A 25,063-nucleotide genomic window follows, 5' to 3' on the forward strand; every position below is an offset into this window, starting at 1 on the left:
CCCGCGCTCTGCTAGAATCCGCCCCATTCACTGCCAGAGATTCCCACATGAGCGAGCCGATTCGTCTGACCCAATACAGCCACGGTGCCGGTTGCGGCTGCAAGATTTCCCCGCAGGTGCTGGAGGTGATTCTCGCCGGCAGCGGTGCGCAGAACCTTGATCCGAAACTGTGGGTCGGCAATGCCTCGCGTGATGACGCGGCGGTGTACGAGATCGATGCCGAGCGCGGTGTGGTCTCGACCACTGACTTTTTCATGCCGATCGTCGACGACCCGTTCGATTTCGGCCGCATTGCCGCGACCAACGCCATCAGCGATATCTACGCGATGGGCGGCGATCCGTTGATGGCGATTGCGATCCTCGGCTGGCCGGTCAATGTGCTGGCGCCAGAAGTGGCACGCGAAGTGATTCGTGGCGGCCGCTCGGTGTGCGACGCGGCGGGGATTCCGTTGGCGGGCGGGCATTCGATCGATGCGCCAGAGCCGATTTTCGGACTCGCCGTTACGGGGCTCGTGGAAAAACGCCACATGAAGCGCAACGACACTGCCACCGCCGGTTGCCTGTTGTACCTGACCAAACCGCTGGGGATCGGCATCCTAACCACCGCCGAGAAGAAGGGCAAATTGCGCGCTGCTGATGTCGGCGTGGCCCGTGACTGGATGTGCACCTTGAACAAACCCGGCAGCCGCTTCGGCAAACTCGCCGGCGTTACGGCGATGACCGACGTCACCGGTTTCGGCCTGCTCGGCCATCTGGTGGAAATGGCTGACGGCAGCCAACTGACCGCGCGCATCGCTTACGATCAAGTGCCGCGTCTGGACAGCGTCGAGTACTACCTCGATCAGGGCTGCGTGCCCGGTGGCACGCTGCGTAATTTCGACAGCTATGCGAGCAAGGTCGGCCGCGTGCAGGAGCTGCACAAACGCGTGCTGTGCGACCCGCAAACCAGCGGCGGTCTGCTGATTGCCGTGACGCCTGAAGGCAATGACGAGTTCCTCGCCGTCGCCGCCGAACTGGGTCTGAACCTGGCGCCGATCGGCGAACTGGTTGAGCGACAGACGAACGCAGTCGAGGTGATTTGATGCTCCGCGACTGCACCGACTATCACGATATTTTCCTCAACGACCGGCCGCTGATGGATGCCCGCGCGCCGGTCGAGTTTCACAAAGGCGCGTTTCCCGGCGTGATCAATTTGCCGCTGATGAACGACCTCGAACGGCAGAAGATCGGCACCTGCTACAAGCAACACGGCCAGCAGGCAGCCATCGAGTTGGGCCATCAATTGGTGTCCGGTGCGGTGAAGGCCGAGCGCATCCAGGCCTGGGCCGATTTCGCCCGGGCCCATCCTGAAGGGTATATCTATTGTTTTCGCGGTGGCCTGCGTTCGCAGATCACTCAGCAGTGGCTGCATGATGAGGCGGGCATCGACTATCCGCGCGTCGGCGGTGGTTACAAGGCGATGCGCAACTTCCTCATCGACACCACTGAGCAAGCTATCGCGCAGTGCGATTTCGTCTTGCTGGGCGGCATGACCGGAACCGGTAAAACCGAAGTGTTGCTGCAGTTGCGCAACGGCCTCGATCTGGAAGGCCACGCCAATCATCGCGGTTCGAGTTTCGGCAAACGCGCCACCGGGCAGCCATCGAACATCGATTTTGAAAACCGTCTGGCCATCGACATCCTCAAGAAGCGTGCTGCCGGGATCGAGCAGTTCGTGCTCGAGGATGAGAGCCGGGTGGTCGGCAGTTGTGCTTTGCCGCTGCCGCTGTATCAGGGCATGCAGCAGTACCCGATGGTCTGGCTGGAAGACAGTTTCGAAGATCGCGTCGAGCGGATCCTGCGTGATTACGTGGTGGATCTGTCGGCGGAATTTGTGGCGGTGCACGGGGAGGAGGGGTTTACCTTGTTCTCGGAGCGGCTGCTGGAAAGCCTGAACAATGTGCAGAAGCGTCTCGGTGGCGAGCGGCATCGGCGCTTGCTGGTGTTGATGGAGGGGGCGCTGATCGAGCAGGGGCGTAGCGGGTCGGTGGATCTGCATCGCGGCTGGATCGAAGGGATGCTGCGCGAGTATTACGACCCGATGTATGTGTTTCAGCGCGAGAAGAAGGGCGGGCGGATTGAGTTTGCCGGTGAGAGCGGGGCGGTGATTGAGTATTTGCGGGGGCGGGTGAGTCAGAAAGGATGAGGTTGTAGCAGCTGGCCCCTTCGCGAGCAAGCTCTGCTCCTACAAGGTTTACGCAAATTCTGTAGGAGCAAAGCTTGCTCGCGAAGAGGCCAGATCAGGCACAACAAAACTCAGGTCGGACAAGTTTCCTTGCCATGATCCAGCCCCTGCTTGTAGCTATGGCTCTGCAAACTGGCCTTGCCGTTGTGCCAGGTCAACGTCAGCACATACAACGAATCGAAATCATCGCCCGACCAGTCATCGGTAATGCTTTGCTTACCGCCCACCGCGTTGCCCGCGACTTTATTGATCAGTTCCGGCAAATAACCGTGTGACCAAGCCGTGTAGATCGTCGAGTTGTGATACTTGTCGGCAGTCAATTCGCGGGCCAGATCGCTGGTGTCATTGGCGGAAAACTCGATGTTCACCGGCAGACCGAGCTTGATCGCCGCCGGGCTAATGGTCATCAGCGGGCGAATGTAGCTGTAAGAGTTATCCAGCTCGCCTTCCTCGACATTGCGCGTCGGATTGGCGGCGAATACGTAATCGGCCTTGCCGAATTTTTCCGGGAGCAGGGTCGACAGATCGATGGCGCGGTTCAGGCCCTGGCAGTTGAGCTGGCCGAGGCCGCCCTCGGGTTTTTCCGCGTGGCGCAGGAACACCAGGGTCTGCGTACCGTCCGCCGGTTGCGCGCGACTTTCACTGGATTCAAGCGACAGGAACAGCGCACTGACCGCCATCAACGACGGCAGGATCATGTACGCGCGATGTTTGAAATGTTTGGCGAAACGCATAAGGTTCGTCATCAAATAAAAGGTTCTTCAGCATGTCCGGTTAAGGCTGACAAACCTTTACACCGCGGGCTTCCAGCGCCGGGTGTGTTCCCTGTCGTAGTGCGCTTCCATTGCGAAAGGCTTAGCTCAGAGTCCTCTGAACCCGATTTGGTTCGATTTTCTCGAGTGCGCAGCACTCTAACGGCAACCACGAATGGCTTGGTGGAAGGTTAACGACAGAATGTTACGGTTGATGTAGGAGCTGCCGAAGGCTGCGATCTTTTGACCTTGCTTGAAGGCTCAAGATCAAAAGATCGCAGCCTGCGGCAGCTCCTACATTATGATCAGGCTTTCATTTGTGACTGGATGCTTCTCATGACCGATCTGTCCGCGTTCCCGATCACCCAGAAATGGCCGGCGCAGTACCCTGACTGGATTCAGCTCTATTCCCTGCCGACCCCCAACGGCGTCAAGGTCTCGATCATGCTCGAAGAGATCGGCCTGCCTTACGAGCCGCACCGCGTGGGTTTCGACACGCAGGATCAAATGTCCCCCGAGTTCCTGTCGCTGAGCCCGAACAACAAGATCCCGGCGATCCTCGACCCTCACGGCCCGCAAGGCGAGCCACTGCCATTGTTCGAATCCGGCGCGATCCTGATCTACCTCGCCGATAAGAGCGGCCAGTTGTTGGCTCAAGAAGGCGCGCTGCGCTATGAGACCATCCAGTGGCTGATGTTCCAGATGGGCGGTATCGGGCCGATGTTCGGTCAGTTGGGTTTCTTCAACAAATTCGCCGGCAAGGATTACGAGGACAAGCGTCCGCGCGATCGTTACGTCGAGGAAAGCAAGCGTCTGCTTAACGTGCTCAACGGCCGGCTCGAAGGCCGCGACTGGATCATGGGCGAGCGCTACACCATCGCTGACATCGCCACGTTCCCGTGGGTGCGTAACTTGATCGGGTTTTATGAAGCCGGAGATTTGGTGGGCATTCAGAACTTCCCGAATGTCACGCGCGTGCTGGAGAAATTCCTCGCCCGCCCGGCCGTCGTCCGCGGCCTGACCATCCCCTCCTGACACCCCTATCCCCTGTAGGAGCTGCCGAAGGCTGCGATCTTTTGATCTTGTTAACAATCAACATCAAAAGATCGCAGCCTTCGGCAGCTCCTACAGGATCCGGGATTATTGCGTACCCGGTAACGCTCTCTTGATTGATCCAGGTTTGTACCTCACCCCCCGCAAGGCATAAGCTTCGCCCCCTACGACTTTCGTCTCATCTGCCGTTTTTTCAGGAAAGGCCCCATGTCCAGTCAGTTCCCCGAAGCACGTCCCCGCCGTCTGCGCCGCAATGCGAGCCTGCGCAGTCTGTTCCAGGAAACCGAATTCAGCCTGAACGACCTGGTGTTGCCGATCTTCGTCGAAGAAGAAATCGACGACTTCGTGCCGATCAAAAGCATGCCCGGCGTGATGCGCATTCCCGAGCGCAAACTGGCCAGCGAGATCGAGCGCTATGCGCGCGCCGGCATCAAATCGGTGATGACCTTTGGTGTGTCGCATCATCTGGACGGCAACGGCAGCGACACCTGGCGCGAAGACGGTCTGGTTTCGCGCATGTCGCGCATCGCCAAAGACGCTGTGCCGGACATGATCGTGATGTCCGACACTTGCTTCTGCGAATACACCGATCACGGCCACTGCGGCGTGATGCACAACCATGAAGTCGACAACGACCAGACCCTGATCAACCTCGGCAAGCAAGCCGTGGCCGCTGCCAGCGCTGGCGCTGATGTGATCGCGCCATCGGCGGCGATGGACGGTCAGGTGCGGGCGATTCGTCAGGCGCTGGACGCGGCCGGTTTCACCCAAATTCCGATCATGGCCTATTCGACCAAGTTTGCTTCGGCGCTGTACGGCCCGTTCCGCGAGGCCGGTGGCAGCGCGCTGAAGGGCGACCGCAAAAGCTATCAGATGAACCCGATGAACCGCCGCGAAGCACTGCGTGAATCGCTGCTCGATGAGCAGGAAGGTGCCGATGCGCTGATGGTCAAACCGGCCGGTGCGTACCTGGACATCATCCGCGACATCCGCGAAGCTTCGAACTTGCCGTTGTCGGCGTATCAGGTCAGCGGCGAGTACGCGATGATCAAGTTCGGCGCGCAGGCGGGGGCGATTGATGAAGATCGTGTGGTGCGCGAAAGCCTGGGCGCGATTAAACGTGCGGGTGCGGATTTGATCTTCACCTACTTCGCGATGGACCTGGCCCTGGCCGGGATCTAAGCAACAGCGCAAATCAAAACTGTGGGAGCGGGCTTGCTCGCGAAGGCGTCGTGTCAGTCAGCATATCGAGTGCTGATACAGCGCTTTCGCGAGCAAGCCCGCTCCCACATTTGATTTGTGCTGTGTCAGGGGCAGTTGAAGTAGGGCCGGATGCCGTGATCGCGGAAGTAGCGCTCAATCACCTTCGGATCCGCGCTGTTATCGGCAATCGCCACATAGGTATCCGGGCGCAGCAGGTAAAAACCGTTGCGCCCCAGTCCCGCCGTTTCAAACGCCGGGCGCCAGTCGAACACATGCAGCGGCAGATGATGTTCGTTGCACCAGGCGATCATCTCGTCGCTGGTGTCGCCGTACACATGCACCTGCCAGCACGGCTGGCGCAACGGTTCGTAATTATCCCCCTCACCATCATGCGCCCACGGCAAGCGATCGCCGCCGTGCACATGGCCGGCCACGCCTTGGCTCAGCGGCATGCCGCGATAGTTGAGAGTGACTTGTGAAACCGTGCGAAAGAGGAATTCGCGACTGGCCTCGAATGAGGCCATTTTCGGGATCACAAACGGTGCCAGCCGTGTGCGCAGCAGGTCGGCGAGACGCCCCTCGGCGGTGACGAAACTGAAAACTTTATCGGTCGTCGACACCAGTTTGCGGGCGAAGGCGATGCGTTCGGTTTCGTAAGTGTCGAGCAACTCCTGCGTGGCCGCGCCGCTGAGCACCGCCGCCAGTTTCCACGCCAGATTGATCGCATCGCCGATGCCGGTGTTCATGCCTTGCCCGCCAGCCGGGCTGTGCACGTGCGCGGCATCGCCGAGCAGAAACGCCCGACCACCGCGAAAGTGCTCGGCGACGCGGTGATGCACGCGATAGGTGGAGAACCAATGGACATCTTCAACATGGACGTTCAGATGTTCGATGGCGCGGCTGCTGACGTCGGAAAACTCCAGCGTCTCCGCGCGCTGCGCCCGCTCATCACGTACGGTGCCGATCAACCGCGCGCGGCCTTCGCCGGCCAGTGGGAAGACCGCGAGAAAATCTGCCTCGTCGAGATCGATGTGCAACTCGCCATTCATCGCCGGGCCGCTGGCCTGCACATCCGCGACGTAGAAAATCTGCTGATAAGTACCGCCGGGGAAACCGGCGTCGAGGGCTTTGCGCACCACCGAACGGGCGCCATCGCAGCCGGCCAGATAACAGGCCTGGCAGATCTCCTGCTCGCCATCGGGCAGGCGCAAATGCGCGGTGAGACCGTCGCCGTTCTCAGTGAAACTCTCCAGCGTGGTGTTGCGCTCGACGGTGACGCCGTAGTCTTCGAGGCGTTCGATCAGCAGTTTTTCGTGTTGATCCTGCGGGAAGATTTCGACGAACGCATAGGGTGTCAGGCCTTCGCCGATACGGTTCAGCGGCAGCTTGGCAACGGGTTTGCCACTGACCCAGAAATTCGCCGCCGCGACTCGATGGCCGTTGCGCACGATGGTGTCGGCCAGATCCAGTTGCCGGTACAACTCAAGTGTTCGCGCCTGCACCGCCAGTGCCCGTGAGGTGGTGCCGGGGGCCGAGGTTTTGTCGATGATGCGCACGCGTACGCCGAGTTTGCTCAGCCACAGGGCCAGCACCAGACCGGTGGGGCCGGCGCCGGTGATCAATACGTCGCTGCGGTGCATGAGAGAGTCCTCTGCATGGGGTGCAGCAAGTATGGATCAGAAGGAGAGGGTGGCCAGTGAATTGGTCAGATGGTCGGTGTTCGGCTTGGGGGCTGTTGCGTGGCGTAGATCCGGGCCCCTCACCCCAGCCCTCTCCCGAGGGAGAGGGAGCCGATTTTTGGGCTTTTCAAAGTATGTGTTCAACTCGGTGGCACACGTCGGCGTACCTCGAAAAAACACCTCGGTCAGTCCCCTCTCCCTCCGGGAGAGGGCTAGGGTGAGGGGCTGATTTGTGTGTTTCCCAAGGCCTGAGTCCGACTCGGTATTTCAGGTCGCCGTACCTCGCACAAACACCGCGGTCAGTCCCCTCTCCCTCCGGGAGAGGGCCAGGGTGAGGGGCTGATTTGTGTGTTTCCCAAGGCCTGAGTCCGACTCGGTATTTCAGGTCGCCGTACCTCGCACAAACACCGCGGTCAGTCCCCTCTCCCTCCGGGAGAGGGCCAGGTTGAGGGGCTGATTTGTGTGTTTCCCAAGGCCTGAGTCCGACTCGGTATTTCAGGTCGCCGTACCTCGCACAAACACCTCAGTCAGTCCCCTCTCCCTCCGGGAGAGGGCTAGGGTGAGGGGCTTTTCAGGCTTAGAAATCAATCGTCCCCGACAACTTCGCCACACGCGGTTCACCCTGCGTCAGGTAACCGCCCTGAGCCGATTCCCAGTACTTCTTGTTCGCCAGGTTCTCTACACCCAAACGCAACGTCACGTCCTTCTCCGACACCTTGAACGCATACCGCGCGCCCGCATCGAAACGGTTCCACGTCGGCAGGCTCAGGTTGTTCGCCGCATCCGCATACTGCCCACCGGTACGCAGCATCCGCGCATTCAGCGCAACACCTTGCAGACCCGGCACATCCCAATCTGCACCCGCGTTGAACTGGAACGTCGGCACGCCAATCGCCCGGTTGCCGTCGTTGGCGCCGTTCTGGGTGTTTTTCAGTTCGGTGTCCATCAAGGTCAGGCCGCTGATCAAACGCAAACCGCTGATCGGCTCGCCGAAGACGTTCATTTCCACGCCTTTATTGACCTGCTCGCCTTCACGCACGTAGGTGCAGTTGTCAGCATCGATGATTTCGCAGTAACCGTCGCTCGGTTGCTCGATACGGTAAACACCCAGGCTCGCGCCATACGTGCCCATGTCGACTTTCACCCCAGCCTCGGTCTGCTTGGAACGCGCCGGTGCGTAAACCTCGTTGCCGTTGGTCACGCGGAAGCCGCCGCTGCTGGTTGGCGACGTCGGGCCCTGCGCCAGACCTTCGATGTGGTTGGCGTAGAACGACACGTGATCCCACGGTTTAAACACGATGCCGTAAACCGGCGTGGTGATCGATTCGTCGTAGCTCGAAGAGCGCGGGCCGCTGCCGTAGCTGGCGTAGCTGTAACCCTGTACGACCAGTTGCTGACGACGCAGGCCAGCGGTGATCAGCAGGCGATCATCGAAGAAGCCGAGGGTGTCGGACAGCGCGAGACTGCGGTTAAAGGTCTTGCCGACGATGCCCGGATCGCTGTTGTCGCCACCGGCGAAGTTGCCGACCGGCGATGGTGTTTGCACCGGGTGATAGATGTTGTTGGCGTATTTGGTCAGGTCGAAATCGTAGGCGCTGCGTTGTTCTGTCCAAATGCCGGTCAGGCCGAAGTTGAGCTTGTGGCTGACCGCGCCAGTGTCGAATTTGCCGTTGAGGCCGGCCATGACGCTGGTGTTGTCTTCGTCGTGGGGGATGAACGAACCGGTGGTGAACGAAGCACCGTTGTTGCCAACCAGCGTGGTCGAGTTGTAGCGGCCGACTTCGCGGGTGTGCTTGGCGCCGCCGGCAGCGTAGGCAGTCCAGTTATCGTTCAGATCGTATTCGGCGCGGAGCATGCCGAAAGTGTCTTCGATGTCGGTGTAGCCCCACTTCGGCGCGTAGTTGGTATCAGCCGATGGCGCGTCCGGAATGTGCGTGGCAGTGCCGAGGTTGACCGAGTTTCGGCCACCGTTGACGCGCTCTTTCTGGTAGGCGAATTCGCCGGACAGGCGCAGGGCATCGCCGCGATAATCGAGGCCGATGGCGAACAGTTTCGAGCGCTGGTTTTCGTGATCGATACCGGTGTCGCCTTCGCGCTGCGACAAGTTGATCCGCGCGCCGAAGCGGTTGTCTTCACCGAAACGCTGGCCGATGTCGAAGTGCTGGCCGACGCGACCTTCGCTGTTGATGTCGGTGGTGAAGCGACGCAGCGGCTCGTCGCCGGCGCGTTTTGGTTGCAGATTAACGCCGCCGCCGATGCCCGAACCGGTCGGGGTCACGCCGTTGATAAAGGCGTTCGGGCCTTTGAACACTTCCACACGTTCCAGGGCATCGGTGGAAATGATCTGCCGTGGCAGCACGCCGTAGAGGCCGTTATAGGAAATGTCGTCGCCATTCAGCGGCAGGCCACGAATCATGAACACCTGCGACTGGTTGGAAAAACCCGACGCCTGTCGTACCGACGAATCGTTGAGCAGCACGTCGGCGACGTCTTCGGCTTGCTGATCCTGAATCAGTTGTTCGGTGTAGGACGCGGCGCTGAACGGCACGTCCATCATGTCCTGATTGCCCAACACGCCGAGCTGACCGCCACGCGCGACCTGACCACCGCTGTAAACCGGGGGCAGGGCGTTTGGCGTTGGGGCTTGGGCATTGATGTTGACGTTGTCGAGCACCAGCTCTTTATTGTCAGCTTCGGCGGCGTGAGCGGTAACGGTCAGGGAGCACAGCAGGGCGAGCAACGTCGGGCGGAACGGGACGGCGAGTCGGGCTGGAGCGGGCATTGTTGTACCTGGAGGCGCACGGCCGGTGAGAAAAGTTAGGGCGGCGCGGGAACTCCTTGCGCAAATGCGACTCCAGGTGCAAATGATAGGTTTTCTCAGTCACGTTTTGCAATCAGTTTGTCAGTACTCCCCATAACACCCGTAGGAGCTGCCGAAGGCTGCGATCTTTTGATCTGGTTTCTTAAAATCAAAGTCAAAAGATCGCAGCCTGCGGCAGCTCCTACACGGATTGTGTATGGTGATCGCGGCTCAACGGACTGGAAGGAGCGCCATGCACACCCCTCGATTACTGATCACCCTCGCCGCCATGCTGGTGCTGGCCGGTTGCGCCAGTCAGCGCAGCGACGAACCTGCACCGCGTGCGCCGAATGAAGTGAAGGCCGAAATCGTTCGGCTGATGCCCGCTAAAATCGCCGATCGCCAAGGCTGGGCCACCGATATCTATGCCGCTTTCGCCGCGCAGAACATCAGCCCGACCACGCAGAATCTCTGTTCAGTGCTGGCTGTGGCCGAGCAGGAATCAACCTTTCAGGCCGACCCCACCGTGCCGGGCCTGGGCAAAATCGCCCGCGACGAAATCGACCGTCGCGCCGGCAAAGTGCACATTCCCAGCCTGCTGGTCAGCGGCGCGTTGCAAGTCAGCTCAACCAATGGCAAGACTTACAGCGAACGCCTCAACGCCGCGCGCAGCGAGAAGGAGTTGAGCGCAATCTTCGACGACTTCATCGGCAGGGTGCCCATGGGCCGCACGCTGTTCGGCGGCTTCAACCCGGTGCACACCGGCGGGCCGATGCAGGTCAGCATCGAATTTGCCGAGCAACACGCCAAGGATTATCCGTACCCGGTGGACGGCACGATTCGCCGCGAGGTGTTCAGCCGTCGCGGCGGCATGTATTTCGGCATCGCGCATTTGCTCGGTTACCCGGTGAGTTACCGCGAGCCGCTGTATCGCTTCGCCGATTTCAATGCCGGTTGGTACGCTAGCCGAAATGCTGCGTTTCAGAATGCGGTGAGCCGCGCTTCGGGCATTCCGCTGGCGCTGGACGGCGACCTGATTCGTTACGACTCGATCATGCCCGGCAGCACCGAACTGGCGGTGCGCACCCTCGGCAAATCGCTGGGTATGCGTAACCCAACCATTCGCGATCAACTGGAGAAGGGCAAAACACTGGAGTTCGAAGAGACCAAACTCTATCAACGAGTCTTTGAACTGGCAGAAAAAGCCGAGGGTAAAACGCTGCCGCGTGCGGTGTTGCCGGGGATCGTCCTGCAAAGCCCGAAAATCACCCGCAAACTCACCACCGCGTGGTTCGCCAAACGCGTGGACGAGCGTTACAAGCGCTGCATGGCCAAGGCCGGCTAAATCAAGCAGACATAAAAAACCCGGCTGCGGGAGCCGGGTTTCTCTGGGTTGTTGCGATGACGCGAGTCATTCAGACCGCGCGGCGTTCAAGCAGACGATCAGAGCCACCTTCAGCGACGGTGTTGCCTTGCAGACGATCCGAGCCATCAGCGGCGACGGTGTTGCCTTGCAGGCGATCGGAACCATCAGCGGCGACGGTGTTGCCTTGCAGACGATCCGTACCATCAGCGGCGACGGTGTTGCCTTGCAGACGATCCGAACCATCAGCGGCGACGGTATTGCCTTGCAGGCGATCGGAACCATCAGCAGCGATGGTGTTGCCTTGCAGGCGATCCGAACCATCAGCGGCGACGGTGTTGCCTTGCAAACGATCCGAGCCATCTGCCGCAACAGCGTTCTGGTACAGACGATCCGAGCCGTCGGCGGCGATCATCGTGTGGGCCGGGGTAGCGGCGAAAGCGTTAACGGCGAAGACCGAGAAAGCGATGCTGAGAAGAGTTTGGCGTTTCATGAGGGTGTGCTCCGGGGTGTTGTTGGTTGGTATGGAGCTGATGTTACGCCGGGGATTTTTTATGAGAACTTCATTGACGTGATGGTGAACATCGACAGCAATGATGGTTGAAACACACCCGTGTAGGAGCTGCCGAAGGCTGCGATCTTTTGATCTTGATTTGAAAGCGCAAGAGCAAAAGATCGCAGCCTTCGGCAGCTCCTACGTGGGACTTCAGAGGACTTTTACTGCGCGGCCAATCGCCTGAATCGGCCCGGTCGGTTTGCCGATCGGCGAGCCATTGGCGCCTTCCAGCGTCAACTCGAACAACTGATTCGGCTGCAGCGGCGGCAGTTTATCCAGCGGTACCCGCAACGCCTCGCCCGGTTTGACCAAGCCCAGCGACACCGGGCCTTGCCAGCCATCAGCCTTGGTCCAGAACTCCAGCGCCTTGTCCGCCGGCACCTCGACCACACCCAGCGGAATCAATTGAATCTCCCGCGAGTCGCTCGCCTGAATCACCCAGCCTGGCGCTTTGTCCTGCGGCGCCACCAGCACCACCAGATAACTCGGCTTCGGCGTGGTCTGGGTCAGCAACATCGCGCCCAACACCAACGTCGCCGCCAGACCGGCAGCACTCAACCCGCGCCACAACGGCAACAGATTCCACCAGGACGTTGCCGGCGCTGTCTGCGTCAGCCGATCCATACTACGTTCGATCCGCCGCCACAGCTGCGCCGAGGGTTGCTGCGGCTCGGCAAGATCCGTCAGCTCCAGCAAACGCCGCTCCCAGGCGTCCACGGCGGCGCGCAAATCGGCGTCATGCTGCAGACGTTGTTGCACCTCGATGCGCTGCTCGGCCGACAGGGTGCCGAGCACATATTCGCCGGCCAGTTCATCACGATCCTGCGCCGATTCAATGGTCATCCCATGCACTCCCGCAGCGCAGTGAGGCTGCGTTTGATCCAGGCTTTGACGGTGCCCAGCGGCGTGTCGAGGCGCGCGGCAATCTGCGCGTGGCTGTAGCCGTCGACGTAGGCGTGAAGGATGCAGTGGCGGCGCTGCGGCTCCAGTTGTTCGAGGCAACGGTGAATGCGCGCCGAATGCGCGTGGGCGTCGAACGCATCCTCGTCGTGCGCAGGCATTTCATGGTCGTCGTTGAACGGCGTTTCCCGCGCCTGATTGCGCAACTGATTCAGCGCCAGATGGCGGGTCACGCTGAACATCCAGCCGCGCGCCGAACCGCGCGCCGGATCAAAACCCGCCGCACCGTTCCAGATTTTGATAAAGGCTTCATGGACGATGTCCTCCGCCAGCGCCGTATCACGCACCAGCCGCTTGGCCACACCGAGCAGACGCGGTCCTTCCTGCACATACAAATCGCGCAGGGCCGCACGCTCGCCCCGGGCACAGGCGGCGAGGCGGGCTTGGTAATCGAACTCGGATTCGGCTAAAGGCATGTCGTGCAATCTAGCTCACATTCCCCAAAACAACACAGAACCTTGTAGGAGCCGAGCTTGCTCGCGAAGGCGGTATGTCAGTTGACCCATGCTTCACAGACCTACCGCTTTCGCGAGCAAGCTCGGCTCCTACAAAAGCATGGATCAGTTCGCCGCCCAGAAAATGTAATCGGCCTGATACTTCACCACTTCCTGCTTGCCCTTGTTCGCCGCCGTGCATTCACTGCCCGGCGCCACGCCGCCTTTGAGCGCAACGCGCTGGATATAACTCACACCACTCATCGCGCCTTTGCCTTCAGCCGGGTTGGCCTTGACCAGTTGATAAGGCAGGTTCCCCGGTGTTGACGGCGCCACGGCCAGTTGCGTGCCGGTGACTTTCGAACCGTCCTTGGCCTGCCACGTAGCCGGCGGGCCGAAATAAGTGCCGACCTGCTTGCCGCTGCGATCATTGAGCACCGCTTTCGGGCCAACGAACGTCCACTCGGTCTGCCCGGCGGCGTTGGGTTTGTCGCGGCATTCATAAGTAATCTCGCCAACCCCGGTGGTTTCCATGGCGATCTTGTGGCCGTCCGGGACTTTGATCGCGTCGGGATAACTGCTTTGGGCGAAGGTCGTCGAGGTGACGGCGAGCAAACCGGTGAAGCCAATCAGTTGGGTGATGTTCATCAGGTGTTCTCCGAAAAGGGTAAACCGCTGGCAGCCGAGGAGGGCTGTTACAGGGACTACCCGTGGCGGAGCGGTTTGGATGCAGTGCCTGAAAAATAAATTTCAAACACCCTGAAGCCCCACTGGGCAGGGAGGTAGACCCAAAGGCTGCAAATGCACTACAACTGAAGTGGGCGGATAACCAATCGAAAGGGGGGAGCTATGTATCAACTCTACGGACATCGAAATTCCGGCGCAGCCGCCATCGAAGCGGCACTGGAGTTGTGCCAGATCGCCTATCGCTTCATCGATATCGAAGCCAGCAGCGAGGCCGCTGAGGCGCTGGCCAAACTCAATCCGCTGAAACAGATCCCGACCCTGCAATTGCCCGACGGCAGTGCGCTGACCGAAAGCGCGGCGATTCTGATTCACCTCGGCCTGACCTTTCCCAAGTCCGGTTTGCTGCCAGTCGAGGCCGCCGAGCGCGACCAGGCGATTCGCGGCATGGTTTATATCGTCAGCAATTGTTACGCAGCAATTGGCGTGATCGACTACCCCGAACGCTGGCTATTGATGCCCGACGAAGCGTCGCGACAGAACCTGATGGCGGGTGCCCGTGAGCGATTGCACTGGAGCTGGGAAGTGTTCGCCGACCAGTTCTCCGCCGAGCTGTACCTGGACGACGAAACGCCGGGTGCGCTGGATGTGTTGGCGGCGGTGGTAACCCGTTGGGCGGGGAGCCGCGAGCATTTGCGTCAGACGCGGCCGGGGTTTTACGCGTGGCTGCAACGCATTGACCGGCACCCGGTACTGGCCCCGGTGTTCGCCCGGCATTGGCCTGCTTGAACCTGGCGCAAAACCAGAATGTGGGAGCGGGCTTGCTCGCGAATGCGGTGGGTCAGTCGACAGATAAATTGACTGACCCACCGCATTCGCGAGCAAGCCCGCTCCCACAGGGGATTTTTGGCAACTGGCCGAAAGTGGATTACTCGCCGCGAATGTACTGCTCCAGCTGTTTGATCAGCTCAGCCTGCTCGGCAATGGCTTCCTTGACCAGGTCACCAATCGACAGCAGCCCGATCAACTTGCCATCCTGCACCACCGGCAAATGGCGCAGACGCTTGTCGGACATGATGCCCAGGCACGTGTCGACGGTCTGGTGCGTATCGACGGTGATTACCGGCGAGACCATGATGTCGCGCACCGGCGTGCCCACCGACGAACGGCCATGCAGCACCAGCTTACGGGCGTAATCGCGCTCACTGATGATGCCCAGCACTTCATCGTTCTCCACCACCAGCAAGGCGCCGACGTTTTTCTCGGCCATCTTCATCAGCGCTTCGAGCACCATGTGATCAGGTTTGATCTGGTGCACTTCCTGATTTTTCTGATCTTTGAGCTTGAGCAGTTGGGCGACGGTCTTCATGGCGGTTACTCAGGTGTTGTCGTTGTTATCCAAGCATCGTAGACCCTGAGGCGCAGGGCAAGGTGACAAAGCGGCAGATAGCACGCAAAAAACGTCATTTCCCGAAAAAAAAGCCCGAACACACAACCATTTTTGGAGGGAATCTCTGTGGCGAGGGGATTTATCTGTGGCGAGGGGATTTATCCCCGTTGGCCTGCGCAGCAGGCCCGCTTGTAAGTCAAAAGCGGGGCTGCTTCGCAACCCAACGGGGATAAATCCCCTCGCCACAGAGAACATGTTCAGCCTGAGAGCTTCTAAACCATAGACCCGGGGGTGAACGCGGCAGCGTAGAATGCCATCCTGTTTGATACGTTGAGGTTGCAGTGGTGGATTTACCGCAGGGCTTCGTCCTGACCCGGCATTGGCGTGATACGCCGGCCGGCACCGAAGTCGAGTTCTGGTTGGCGACCGACGCCGGGCCGCGTCGTGTGCGTTTGCCGCATCAGCCGTCGGTGGCGTTTATCCCCGCTGAACAGCGCGAGGCGGCCGAACGCTTGCTGCACGACGAAAAGAACGTCGAACTGCGCCCCTTGGCCCTGCAGGACTTCGAACATCGTCCGGTGCTCGGCCTGTATTGCCAGCAACACGGCCAGTTGATGCGCCTCGAAACCGCGCTCACCCGCGCCGGCGTCGACGTTTACGAAGCCGACGTGCGCCCACCGGAACGCTACCTGATGGAGCGCTTCATCACCGCGCCGGTATTCTTCAGCGGCACAGCGGACGCCGACGGCACCTTGCTCAACGCCCACCTCAAACCCGCACCGGATTACCGACCGAAACTGCGCCTGGTCTCCCTCGACATCGAAACCACCGAAAATGGCGAGTTGTATTCCATCGCCCTCGAAGGCTGTGGCGAGCGTCAGGTGTACATGCTCGGCACCCCGAATGGCGACGCCAGCATCGTCGACTTTGATCTCGAATACTGCGACTCGCGCACCGTCATCTTGAAAAAACTCAACGACTGGTTCGCACTGCACGATCCCGACGCGATCATCGGCTGGAACGTCGTGCAGTTCGACCTGCGCATCCTTCACGAGCACGCACGGCGCCTCGGTGTGCCGCTGAAAATCGGCCGTGGCGGCGAAGAAATGCAGTGGCGTGAGCACGGCAGCCGCAACCACTACTTTGCCTCCGCAGCGGGGCGGTTGATCATCGACGGTATCGAATCCCTGCGTTCGGCGACCTGGAGTTTCCCCTCGTTCAGTCTGGAGAACGTCGCGCAAACCCTGCTCGGCGAGGGCAAGGCCATCGACAACCCGTACCAGCGCATGGACGAAATCAACCGCATGTTCGCCGAGGACAAACCGGCGCTGGCCAAGTACAACCTCAAAGACTGCGAACTGGTCACGCGGATCTTCGCCAAAACCGAGTTGCTGACTTTTCTGCTGGAGCGCGCCAGCGTCACCGGATTGCCGGCGGATCGCAGCGGCGGCTCGGTCGCCGCGTTCACCCATTTGTACATGCCATTGATGCACCGACAGGGTTTTGTCGCGCCGAACCTCGGTACCAACCCGCCGCAGGCCAGCCCCGGCGGCTTTGTCATGGATTCGCAACCGGGCCTGTACGAATCGGTGCTGGTGCTCGATTACAAGAGTCTGTACCCGTCGATCATCCGCACTTTTCTGATCGATCCTGTCGGCCTTATCGAAGGCTTGCAACACCCGGACGACGCTGACTCTGTACCGGGTTTCCGTGGCGCGCGCTTCTCTCGCACCCGTCATTGCCTGCCCTCGATCGTCTCGCGCGTTGCCGAGGGGCGCGAGACCGCCAAACGCGAGCACAACGCGCCGCTGTCGCAAGCGCTGAAAATCATCATGAACGCCTTTTACGGCGTGCTCGGTTCCAGCGGTTGCCGGTTTTTCGATACGCGGCTGGCCTCGTCGATCACCCTGCGCGGTCACGAAATCATGCTGCGCACGCGCAAGTTGATCGAAGAGCAGGGCCACGCGGTGATCTATGGTGACACCGATTCCACCTTCGTCTGGCTGCGTCGCCAGCATGGTCAGGAAGAAGCGGCAAAGATCGGTCAGGCGCTGGTCAAGCACGTCAACGACTGGTGGCGCGAACATGTACGCGATGAATATGGCCTGGAAAGCGCTCTCGAACTGCAATTCGAAATCCACTACAAACGCTTTCTGATGCCGACCATCCGTGGCGCGGAGGAGGGCAGCAAGAAGCGCTATGCCGGCCTCGTCACCCGCGCCGACGGCAGTGATGAAATGGTCTACAAAGGCCTGGAAACCGTGCGCACCGACTGGTCGCTGCTGGCCCGGCAATTTCAGCAGGAGTTGTACGAGCGGATCTTCCAGCGCAAGCCGTATCAGGATTACGTGCGCGACTACGTGCGCAAAACCCTCGCCGGTGAATTCGATGATCGGCTGATCTACCGCAAACGCCTGCGCCGCACCCTCGACGACTACGAACGCAACGTGCCGCCTCACGTGCGCGCGGCGCGGCTGGCTGACGACTACAACACGCAGCACGGTCGGCCACGGCAATACCAGAACGGCGGCTGGATCAGTTACGTCATCACCTTGGCCGGCCCCGAGCCGCTGGAAGTGCGCCGCGCGGCCATCGATTACGACCATTACATCACCCGCCAGCTGCAACCGGTGGCGGACGCGATTCTGCCGTTTGTCGACGACGATTTCTCAACCCTGATCGGTGGGCAACTGGGCCTGTTTTGAGTCGAGCAGTTGCAGCGTCCATTCATCGAGAATGCCGTGGAAGTAGCGCTCCAGCGCCTGCGCGAACAGGCTGTCGTCGGCGCTGAACTGGGCGAACAGCGTCATCGAAGAATGAAATTTCAGGTCATCGGGATGACCGAAAATCTCCGCGATTGAACGCTGGCGCACGTTCAGCACCAACTGCGTGCAGGTGCGCAAGCGGGCGCCGAGCAGTTCATGGTCGAGGTAGGCCTGCGCTTCTTCGGCCGAACCGATGGCGTAGCGTCGGGACATTTCACTGCCGCCCAAACCGGCGAACTGCGGGAAGACGAACCACATCCAGTGGCTGCGTTTGCGGCCGTCTTCGAGTTCGCGCTGCACCCGCTCGAACACCGAGTCTTGGGCCAGCACAAAACGTTGCAGGTTGAACGGGTCGTTCTGATCCGTGCTTCTCATCGCGAAGCCCTCGCCAGTCGGCGGCTCAGACCATGGCCAGCCGCTGCTTGCGTTGTGGCGCTTGAAACACCTGATCCAGCGCCGCCAGATCCCCGGCCTCCAGTTGCAGCTGCGCCGCTTGTGCATTGAGTTGCACGTGTTCGGGTCGCACAGCCTTGGGAATCGCAATCACACCATCCTGACGCAGAATCCACGCCAGCGAAACCTGCGCGGGGGTGACGCCGTGACGAGCGGCAATCTGTTTCAGCACCGGTTCCGCCAGCATCGCGCCGCCCTGACCGATCGGGCAGTAAGCCATCAGCGGCATACGCTGGTGCTGGCACCACGGCAGCAGATCGAATTCGATACCGCGCTCTTCGAGGTTGTAGAGCACTTGATTGGTGGCGCAGGCGGAACTGGAGAGTTCTTCGAGGTCATCGACGTCGAAATTGGAGACGCCCCAACGGCCGATCTTGCCTTCTTCGCGCAGACGTTCGAAGGCTTCGACGGTTTCTTCCAGCGGATACTGGCCGCGCCAATGCAACAGATAGAGGTCGATGTAATCAGTGTCGAGCCGCCGCAGACTGCGCTCGCAGGCTTGCGGGATGCCTTTGCGGCTGGCGTTATGCGGGTAGACCTTGCTCACCAGAAAAATTTGATCGCGCAGACCGGCAATCGCTTCGCCGACCACCGATTCGGCACCGCCCTCGGCGTACATTTCGGCGCTGTCGATCAGGGTCATGCCCAGCTCGATCCCCATGCGCAACGCCGCCACTTCACGCTTGTGCGCCGAACGGTCTTCGCCCATGCGCCAGGTGCCCTGGCCAATGACTGGAACCTGCACACCGGCCAATTCGAGGGTACGCATTCAAACCTCCTATCTGAAAGAGTCGATACCTTTAAGTGGGCAGCAGGATAGCCCAGGGGTTCCGAAAGCTTGCAGATCAGGCGCTTTTATCGATCGTTCCCACGCTCTGCGTGGGAATGCATCAATGGACGCTCTGCGTCCGCTGTTGGGACGCGGAGCGTCCCGGGCTGCGTTCCCACGCGGAGCGCGGGAACGATCAAATGTAGGAGCTACGGCACGCTGCGATCTTTTGATCTTCGCTTTTACTTGGCGGAGAACTTCAACACCACGCTGTGGTTGTAAGTCTGCCCCGGATCCAAACCATTCAGCGCGGAGTATCAGGCAAATCCGGTTGTCTGGTTTTGGGCCCGCTGCGCAGGCCAACGGGGATAAATCCCCTCGCCACAGGTAACTCAACTCATCACAGGGGGGAGGCGGGTTATTTTGCGGTGAATTTCAGTATCACGCTGTGGTTGTAAGTCTGCCCCGGATCCAGTCGCGTGCTCGGGAAGTTCGGCTGATTAGGCGAATCCGGATAGTGCTGCGTTTCCAACGTAAACGCGCCCCAGTGCGGATACACCTTGCCGCCCTTACCCTTGACCGTGCCATCCAGGAAGTTGCTGGTATAAAACTGCACACCCGGCTCGGTAGTGAACAACTGCAAATGCCGCCCCGACTGTGGATCACTCACCTCAGTAGCAACTTTGGCGGTATCGCCCTTGGTATCCAGCGCCCAGTTGAAATCAAATCCACCCTGTTTCGGCTCAGCAAATTTCAGTTGCTCATGATCAGCCTTGATGTGCGTGCCAATCGCGGTAGGTTTGGTGAAGTCCATCGGCGTGCCCGCGACAGGCGCGAGTTCACCGGTCGGGATCAGTTTGGCCGTCACCGGCGTGTAATGGCTGGCGTACAGGGTCGCGACCTGCTTGAGAATGTCGCCATTACCGGCGCCGGCGAGGTTGAAGTAACTGTGGTTGGTCAGGTTGAGCACCGTCGGTTTGTCGGTGTTGGCCTTGTAGTCGATGCGCAGCTCGTTGTTGTCGGTGAGGCGATAGGTGACCTCGGTGGTGAGGTTGCCGGGAAAGCCCATTTCGCCGTCCGCCGACAGATACGTCAGGGTTACGCCGACCGAATCCTTGTCCTTGGTTTCCTGGGCTTTCCAGACTTTCTTGTCGAAACCCAAGGTGCCGCCGTGCAACGCGTTGCTCTTGTCGTTCTGCGGCACTTGATAGCGTTTGCCATCGAGTTCGAACGCACCTTCGGCGAGGCGATTGCCGAAACGGCCAATGGTCGCGCCGAAATACGCGGTGCCTTTCTGATAACCCTGCACATCGTCGAAGCCGAGCACGACGTCATCGAACTTGCCGTGTTTGTCCGCCACCAAGAGCGATTGCAGGGTCGCGCCGTAAGTGATGACGGTGGCTTGCATGCCGTGGCTGTTGCGCAGGATGTATTGCTCGACGGGCGTGCCGTCATTGGTTTTGCCGAAGGCTTTGTGCTCGGCGCTGAGGCCGGCGGCATTGGCGGAAAGGGTGGCGATCATCAGGGACAGTCCGAGGCCGGAGAGCAGGTGTCGGGATTGAAGCATGGTTGACCTTCCTTTTTGTTGTTGTTTTCAAAGCAGCGCGGATTCCCCTGTAGGAGCTGCCGAAGGCTGCGATCTGTTGATCTTTATAAAAGCAAAAGATCGCAGCCTTCGGCAGCTCCTACAGGTGTTCAATAGTCATGCTATTTGTGGTTTTGCAGAATATTTATAGTGGATTAATCGTTTATTGCAAAAGTAAAAGTCAGACTAGTGTGTGCGGCAATCAGCGCCGAAGGTCGGATCAACGCTCGCACACTGCACTTTTTCGAATTTCCCGGCTCTATCCATGGCCAGGATGCGGTGACCCCCGCCGCACAGGAATGTGCCTGTTCGAGACTACATGCCGAGATTTTTTCAGCTGATTGCCGATTTTTTTCGCCGACCGTGCCTGCCGCTCGCCTGTCTGTCATTGCTGTTATTCAGCGGTTGCAGCCATCAGGACGGCAACGGCTTTTTCGCGCAGATGCGTGACGGCCAGCCGCAGGAATTCATGCAGACCAGCGTCGACCGCATGGCCACGCTGGCAATGCGCGACAACCTCAACAGCCTCTACCGCCTGATGGGCAAGCTGTACCTGCGCAATCCAGAAGAGCTGAAAAAATCGGGGTTCCTCAGTATCAGCGTGGCGGTGAAACAGGTGCGTCTCGCTGTTGAACAGCAGCAGCCATTACCGGTGCTCGGCGGAAGAAAGGATCTCGCGGCGCTGAGCTACGCGATGAGCCCGGAGTTTCGCGGTGACCGCGTCGGCGCGTTTATTTATGCGATCGGCAGCATGTTGGTGACGGCCCACGGCAATCGCACCGAGTTCTACATGACCGATGCGATCAATCCGACCTTCGTCCACAACGCCGCGCGCAACATCGAAAAAGCCACGTGGATTCTGTCGCAACGGCAGAACAAGGACGGCCAGCCATTGCTATTCTCCAATGAGATTTCCGAGGAGGGCAGCAACCTCAGCTTTGCCACCGAGTTCGGCAAAATCGTCGCGCGGCTGGATCTGATCACGCAGATGCTTGATGAGCGCTACCGGCGGATCGGCCTGAATTACGCGCAGAGCCTTCTATTCCTGAATTTCCTCCCCGTTCAATAAGCGCTCTCACCCCTGTAGGAGCTGCCGAAGGCTGCGATCTTTTGATCTGTTTTTGAAGGTCAACGTCAAAAGATCGCAGCCTTCGGCAGCTCCTACAGGGTAGAGTGGCGGTCGGATTGTTTGTATACAATCCACCGTCAACTTTGACTCAAAGGGAGCTGCACCCGTCATGACCGACCCCGCAAGCGCCGATTTCACTCGCGTTGACCGCGCCGTCCGCTCGGACAAATTGCCTTATGCCGCGTTGCTGGCGTTCGCCATGACCGGTTTCATCGCCATCCTCACCGAAACCCTGCCAGCCGGCCTGCTGCCGCAAATCGGCGCCGGGCTCAATGTCAGCGAGGTGCTCGCCGGGCAACTGGTGACGCTGTACGCGCTGGGCTCGATTGTCGCGGCGATTCCGCTGACCGTCGCCACGCGCGGCTGGCCTCGGCGACGGGTGCTGTTGATGACCGTCGGCGGTTTTCTGGTGTTCAACACCGTCACTACGTTTTCCAGCCATTACGGCCTGACCCTCGCGTCGCGGTTTCTCGCCGGCATGGCGGCGGGGCTGTCGTGGGGGATCATGGCCGGCTATGCGCGCGGCATCGTGCCGGTGCATCAACAGGGCCGAGCGCTGGCGATTGCCATGCTCGGTACGCCGGTGGCGCTGTCGCTGGGTACGCCAGCGGGAACATGGCTGGGTAATCTGATTGGCTGGCGTGCTTCGTTCGGGATCATGTCGGCGCTGGCCCTGGTGCTGGCGGCGTGGATTGTGATCGCGGTGCCGGATCGTCCGGGGCAAACCAGCGAAGAACGCCTGCCGCTGCTCGAATCGTTGCGTCTGCCGGGTGTGCGACCGGTGCTGTTCGTGGTGCTGACGTGGATGCTCGGGCACAACATTCTCTACACCTACATAGCGCCGTTTCTGATGCAGGCCGGGCTGGCCGAACGGGTTGATCTGGTGTTGCTGGTGTTTGGCCTGTGCTCGCTGGTGGGCATCTGGATCATCGGCATGCTGGTCGATCGCTGGTTGCGTTGGCTGACGTTGATCAGCCTTGCGGTGTTTGCCGTGACCGCGCTGGTGTTGGCGCTGCTGGCGCCGTCACCGTGGCTGATTTACACGTGCATGGCGGTGTGGGGCTTGTCCTTTGGCGGCTCGGCGACGTTGCTGCTGACCGCGGCGGCGGACTCGGCGGGCGATCACGTCGACGTGGTGCAAGCGATGCTGACCACGTCGTGGAACGTGGCGATTGCCGGCGGCGGCTTGTTTGGTGGCTTGCTGCTGGATCGAGCGGGGGCGATGTCGTTTCCGTGGGCGCTGCTGATTCTCTCGCTGATTGCGCTCGCCACCGTTTGGATCAACAGCAACCACAGCTTCAAACCGGGCCGCCGCCAGCACTGACAACGCAGTCTCTCTGTAGGAGCTGCCGCAGGCTGCGATCTTTTGATGTGCGGTATTGAAAAACAAGATCAAAAGATCGCAGCCTGCGGCAGCTCCTACAGGGGGAATGGTGGGTTGCGGTATAACGATAGACCGCATTGATATATGTGGTTATAAGAAAAATCGCTATGCTGCGGGCCAGATTTTTCCTGTCGTTTTTGTGGACGGTTTAATGGAATTGGCAAATTTCGGCCTGGTGATTGCCGGGCTGGTGGTGGGGTTTATCGTCGGCATGACCGGTGTCGGCGGCGGTTCGTTGATGACGCCGATCCTGCTGTGGTTCGGCATCAACCCGGCAACAGCGGTGGGCACTGACCTGTTGTACGCCGCCATTACCAAATCCAGCGGCGTGCTGGTGCACAAAAAGAACAAGAACATTGACTGGGCCATCACCGGCTGGCTGACCCTCGGCAGCGTGCCGGCGGTGGCGATGACCTTGTGGTTCCTCAGCACCCTGCACACCGCGCCGGATGCGATGAACGCCATCATCAAACAAGCCTTGGGCTTTGTGTTGTTCGCCACCGCGCTGGCGATCTTCTTCAAAAAACGCCTGCTCGCATTCGCCCACAAACGCGCCGGCGGCAACTACAACCCGAGCGGTTCGCGCCTGAACGTGTTGACCGTGATCACCGGTCTGATCCTCGGCACCATGGTTGCGCTGACCTCGATTGGCGCGGGTGCGCTCGGCACCGTGGCGCTGTTCATTCTTTACCCGCTGCTGCCAACCCGTCGTCTGGTCGGCACCGAAATCGCCCACGCCGTTCCGCTGACATTGGTGGCGGGCCTCGGTCACGCGAGCATGGGCAACATGGATTGGGGTGTGTTGGGCTTTCTGCTGATCGGCTCGTTGCCGGGCATCTGGCTCGGCAGCCACCTGACCGGACGCATTTCCGACGAAGTCCTGCGCCCGTGCCTGGCGACGATGCTGGTGTTGATCGGCTACAAGCTGGCGTTCTGATCAACCCGATTTTTGGAATGGAACAAAATTGTGGTGAAAGTCACTTACCTGTGGCGAGGGGATTTATCCCCGTTGGGCTGCGAAGCGGCCCCATTCGGTCTCCCGCATTTTTGCTGATACACCGCATGTGCTGGTTTTACGACTGCTTCGCAGCCGAACGGGGATAAATCCCCTCGCCACAGAAACCCCGCTAACCACAAGTTTTTGTGCTGCTGAATATCCCTTTGTAGGAGCTGCCGAAGGCTGCGATCTTTTGATCTTGATCCTAAAAAAAAAGATCAAAAGATCGCAGCCTTCGGCAGCTCCTACAGGTTTTTATGACGGGTTTTGAATGGTGTATTTCATCACCGTCACCGGCAATTCCTCGTACACCATTTCCTCAATCACCTCCCATCCCAACCGTGCATACAGCGATTGCGCGGCATCGGTGTACAGATACAACTCCTTCACCCCCAGCGCCGCCGCTTCTGCAACCACACGGTTAACCAGTTGCGAAGCGATCCCGCGCCCGCGTTCTTCAGCTTTCACATAAACCCCGGCCAGCCAGGGCGTCAGGTTCGGGCGCAGCTTCAGATCGTTTTCAATCAGCAACGCGCCGCCGAGCAAGCGCGAACCTTCAAGCGCCACCACAACGCTGGGGATCGCGCCTTTGCCGCAGGATTCGCGCATGTGTTCAACACGATCCTGGACAGTCTGGCCCGGGCGAAACTCGCCCCACTCCTGGAAGTTGAGCGTGGCCAGTTCTTCAATCAATTCGGCGTGATCGCACAGGTAATCAATGTGCATGCGGGTGAACTCCATTTCGGTGGTTGATCCAACACCCTAATGCGGTCATAAAAGGTAATCAAATCTGCCTTGCGATCGTGTCTGTGATGTTGCGCAATGTCGGCCCTGACCTAAGCTTCTGACAAGGCGACACCTATTTGCCAGATAGCCCCGGAAC

The 25,063-nt window shown here is 59.9% G+C and carries 22 protein-coding genes; 10 read left to right on the forward strand and 12 right to left on the reverse strand.

Annotated features, from left to right (window positions below; genetic code table 11):
- The first annotated feature begins 47 nt into the window (after positions 1 to 47).
- Positions 48 to 1,082 carry a selenide, water dikinase SelD gene (selD, locus tag KFS80_RS20030; protein WP_212545683.1) on the forward strand — a complete coding sequence of 345 codons (1,035 nt, stop codon included), beginning with the start codon at positions 48 to 50 and terminating at the stop codon, positions 1,080 to 1,082.
- A complete protein-coding gene (mnmH, locus tag KFS80_RS20035) occupies positions 1,082 to 2,185 on the forward strand; it encodes a tRNA 2-selenouridine(34) synthase MnmH (RefSeq protein ID WP_212545684.1) in 1,104 nt (367 codons plus the stop codon). The genes selD and mnmH overlap by 1 nt, the downstream gene beginning before the upstream one ends.
- 110 nt (positions 2,186 to 2,295) lie before the next feature.
- Here mnmH and KFS80_RS20040 read toward each other — a convergent pair whose 3' ends face one another.
- Entirely contained in the window at positions 2,296 to 2,970 is a 675-nt protein-coding gene (locus KFS80_RS20040) for a hypothetical protein (RefSeq protein ID WP_053121884.1), read from the reverse strand.
- Positions 2,971 to 3,312: 342 nt separating this feature from the next.
- Between KFS80_RS20040 and KFS80_RS20045 the strand changes: the two genes are divergently transcribed.
- Together KFS80_RS20045 and hemB are read left to right on the forward strand one after the other, a co-directional pair.
- Complete coding sequence (locus KFS80_RS20045) at positions 3,313 to 4,011, forward strand: glutathione binding-like protein (protein ID WP_212545685.1); 699 nt, start codon at positions 3,313 to 3,315, stop codon at positions 4,009 to 4,011.
- A 225-nt stretch (positions 4,012 to 4,236) separates the two neighbouring features.
- Positions 4,237 to 5,211, forward strand: coding sequence for a porphobilinogen synthase (hemB, locus tag KFS80_RS20050; RefSeq protein ID WP_053121880.1), 975 nt, complete (start codon positions 4,237 to 4,239; stop codon positions 5,209 to 5,211).
- Between the two features lie 125 nt (positions 5,212 to 5,336).
- Here hemB and KFS80_RS20055 read toward each other — a convergent pair whose 3' ends face one another.
- Both KFS80_RS20055 and KFS80_RS20060 read right to left on the reverse strand, forming a co-directional pair.
- Entirely contained in the window at positions 5,337 to 6,872 is a 1,536-nt protein-coding gene (locus KFS80_RS20055) for an FAD-dependent monooxygenase (RefSeq protein ID WP_212545686.1), read from the reverse strand.
- Between the two features lie 616 nt (positions 6,873 to 7,488).
- A complete protein-coding gene (locus KFS80_RS20060) occupies positions 7,489 to 9,693 on the reverse strand; it encodes a TonB-dependent receptor (RefSeq protein ID WP_212545687.1) in 2,205 nt (734 codons plus the stop codon).
- A gap of 271 nt (positions 9,694 to 9,964) precedes the next feature.
- Between KFS80_RS20060 and KFS80_RS20065 the strand changes: the two genes are divergently transcribed.
- A complete protein-coding gene (locus KFS80_RS20065) occupies positions 9,965 to 11,056 on the forward strand; it encodes a DUF1615 domain-containing protein (RefSeq protein ID WP_212545688.1) in 1,092 nt (363 codons plus the stop codon).
- 70 nt (positions 11,057 to 11,126) lie between these two features.
- Here the strand turns inward: KFS80_RS20065 and KFS80_RS20070 are convergent, their stop codons facing one another.
- The 4 genes from KFS80_RS20070 to KFS80_RS20085 form a co-directional block, all read right to left on the reverse strand.
- Positions 11,127 to 11,567, reverse strand: a complete 441-nt coding sequence (locus tag KFS80_RS20070) for a hypothetical protein (protein WP_212545689.1) — start codon at positions 11,565 to 11,567, stop codon at positions 11,127 to 11,129.
- Between the two features lie 213 nt (positions 11,568 to 11,780).
- Positions 11,781 to 12,473, reverse strand: coding sequence for an anti-sigma factor (locus KFS80_RS20075; RefSeq protein WP_212545690.1), 693 nt, complete (start codon positions 12,471 to 12,473; stop codon positions 11,781 to 11,783).
- Positions 12,470 to 13,006 (reverse strand): sigma-70 family RNA polymerase sigma factor, encoded by a 537-nt coding sequence (locus KFS80_RS20080; protein ID WP_212545691.1) that lies wholly within the window; start codon positions 13,004 to 13,006, stop codon positions 12,470 to 12,472. The genes KFS80_RS20075 and KFS80_RS20080 overlap by 4 nt, the downstream gene beginning before the upstream one ends.
- A 144-nt stretch (positions 13,007 to 13,150) precedes the next feature.
- Entirely contained in the window at positions 13,151 to 13,672 is a 522-nt protein-coding gene (locus KFS80_RS20085) for a DUF3455 domain-containing protein (protein ID WP_053121866.1), read from the reverse strand.
- Between the two features lie 201 nt (positions 13,673 to 13,873).
- Here KFS80_RS20085 and KFS80_RS20090 point away from each other — a divergent pair, with 201 nt between their 5' ends.
- Positions 13,874 to 14,497, forward strand: a complete 624-nt coding sequence (locus KFS80_RS20090; protein WP_212545692.1) for a glutathione S-transferase N-terminal domain-containing protein — start codon at positions 13,874 to 13,876, stop codon at positions 14,495 to 14,497.
- A 139-nt stretch (positions 14,498 to 14,636) separates the two neighbouring features.
- Here the strand turns inward: KFS80_RS20090 and KFS80_RS20095 are convergent, their stop codons facing one another.
- On the reverse strand, positions 14,637 to 15,077 hold the full coding sequence (locus KFS80_RS20095; protein ID WP_053121863.1) for a CBS domain-containing protein: 441 nt from the start codon (positions 15,075 to 15,077) through the stop codon (positions 14,637 to 14,639).
- 365 nt (positions 15,078 to 15,442) lie between these two features.
- Between KFS80_RS20095 and KFS80_RS20100 the strand changes: the two genes are divergently transcribed.
- Entirely contained in the window at positions 15,443 to 17,803 is a 2,361-nt protein-coding gene (locus tag KFS80_RS20100) for a DNA polymerase II (protein ID WP_212545693.1), read from the forward strand.
- Here KFS80_RS20100 and KFS80_RS20105 read toward each other — a convergent pair.
- The 3 genes from KFS80_RS20105 to KFS80_RS20115 form a co-directional block, all read right to left on the reverse strand.
- The gene (locus tag KFS80_RS20105) at positions 17,768 to 18,238 is read right to left on the reverse strand and encodes a DUF1810 domain-containing protein (protein WP_053121859.1); all 471 of its coding nucleotides are present in this window, start codon (positions 18,236 to 18,238) and stop codon (positions 17,768 to 17,770) included. The genes KFS80_RS20100 and KFS80_RS20105 overlap by 36 nt on opposite strands.
- A 25-nt stretch (positions 18,239 to 18,263) precedes the next feature.
- A complete protein-coding gene (locus tag KFS80_RS20110) occupies positions 18,264 to 19,085 on the reverse strand; it encodes an aldo/keto reductase (protein WP_212545694.1) in 822 nt (273 codons plus the stop codon).
- Between the two features lie 418 nt (positions 19,086 to 19,503).
- Positions 19,504 to 20,652 (reverse strand): aldose epimerase family protein, encoded by a 1,149-nt coding sequence (locus KFS80_RS20115; RefSeq protein WP_212545695.1) that lies wholly within the window; start codon positions 20,650 to 20,652, stop codon positions 19,504 to 19,506.
- Between the two features lie 337 nt (positions 20,653 to 20,989).
- Here KFS80_RS20115 and KFS80_RS20120 point away from each other — a divergent pair, with 337 nt between their 5' ends.
- The 3 genes from KFS80_RS20120 to KFS80_RS20130 all read left to right on the forward strand — a co-directional run bounded on the left by KFS80_RS20120 (position 20,990) and on the right by KFS80_RS20130 (position 24,120).
- Complete coding sequence (locus KFS80_RS20120) at positions 20,990 to 21,739, forward strand: hypothetical protein (RefSeq protein WP_212545696.1); 750 nt, start codon at positions 20,990 to 20,992, stop codon at positions 21,737 to 21,739.
- Between the two features lie 169 nt (positions 21,740 to 21,908).
- Positions 21,909 to 23,123, forward strand: a complete 1,215-nt coding sequence (locus KFS80_RS20125) for an MFS transporter (protein ID WP_053121850.1) — start codon at positions 21,909 to 21,911, stop codon at positions 23,121 to 23,123.
- A gap of 211 nt (positions 23,124 to 23,334) precedes the next feature.
- On the forward strand, positions 23,335 to 24,120 hold the full coding sequence (locus KFS80_RS20130) for a sulfite exporter TauE/SafE family protein (protein WP_053121848.1): 786 nt from the start codon (positions 23,335 to 23,337) through the stop codon (positions 24,118 to 24,120).
- A gap of 315 nt (positions 24,121 to 24,435) precedes the next feature.
- Here KFS80_RS20130 and KFS80_RS20135 read toward each other — a convergent pair whose 3' ends face one another.
- Positions 24,436 to 24,906: a GNAT family N-acetyltransferase gene (locus tag KFS80_RS20135; RefSeq protein WP_212545697.1), complete on the reverse strand. Its 471-nt coding sequence runs from the start codon at positions 24,904 to 24,906 to the stop codon at positions 24,436 to 24,438.
- Positions 24,907 to 25,063: the final 157 nt, after the last annotated feature.

This window comes from Pseudomonas rustica (assembly GCF_018336155.1).
In the GTDB taxonomy this organism is placed as follows: Bacteria; Pseudomonadota; Gammaproteobacteria; order Pseudomonadales; family Pseudomonadaceae; genus Aquipseudomonas; species Aquipseudomonas rustica.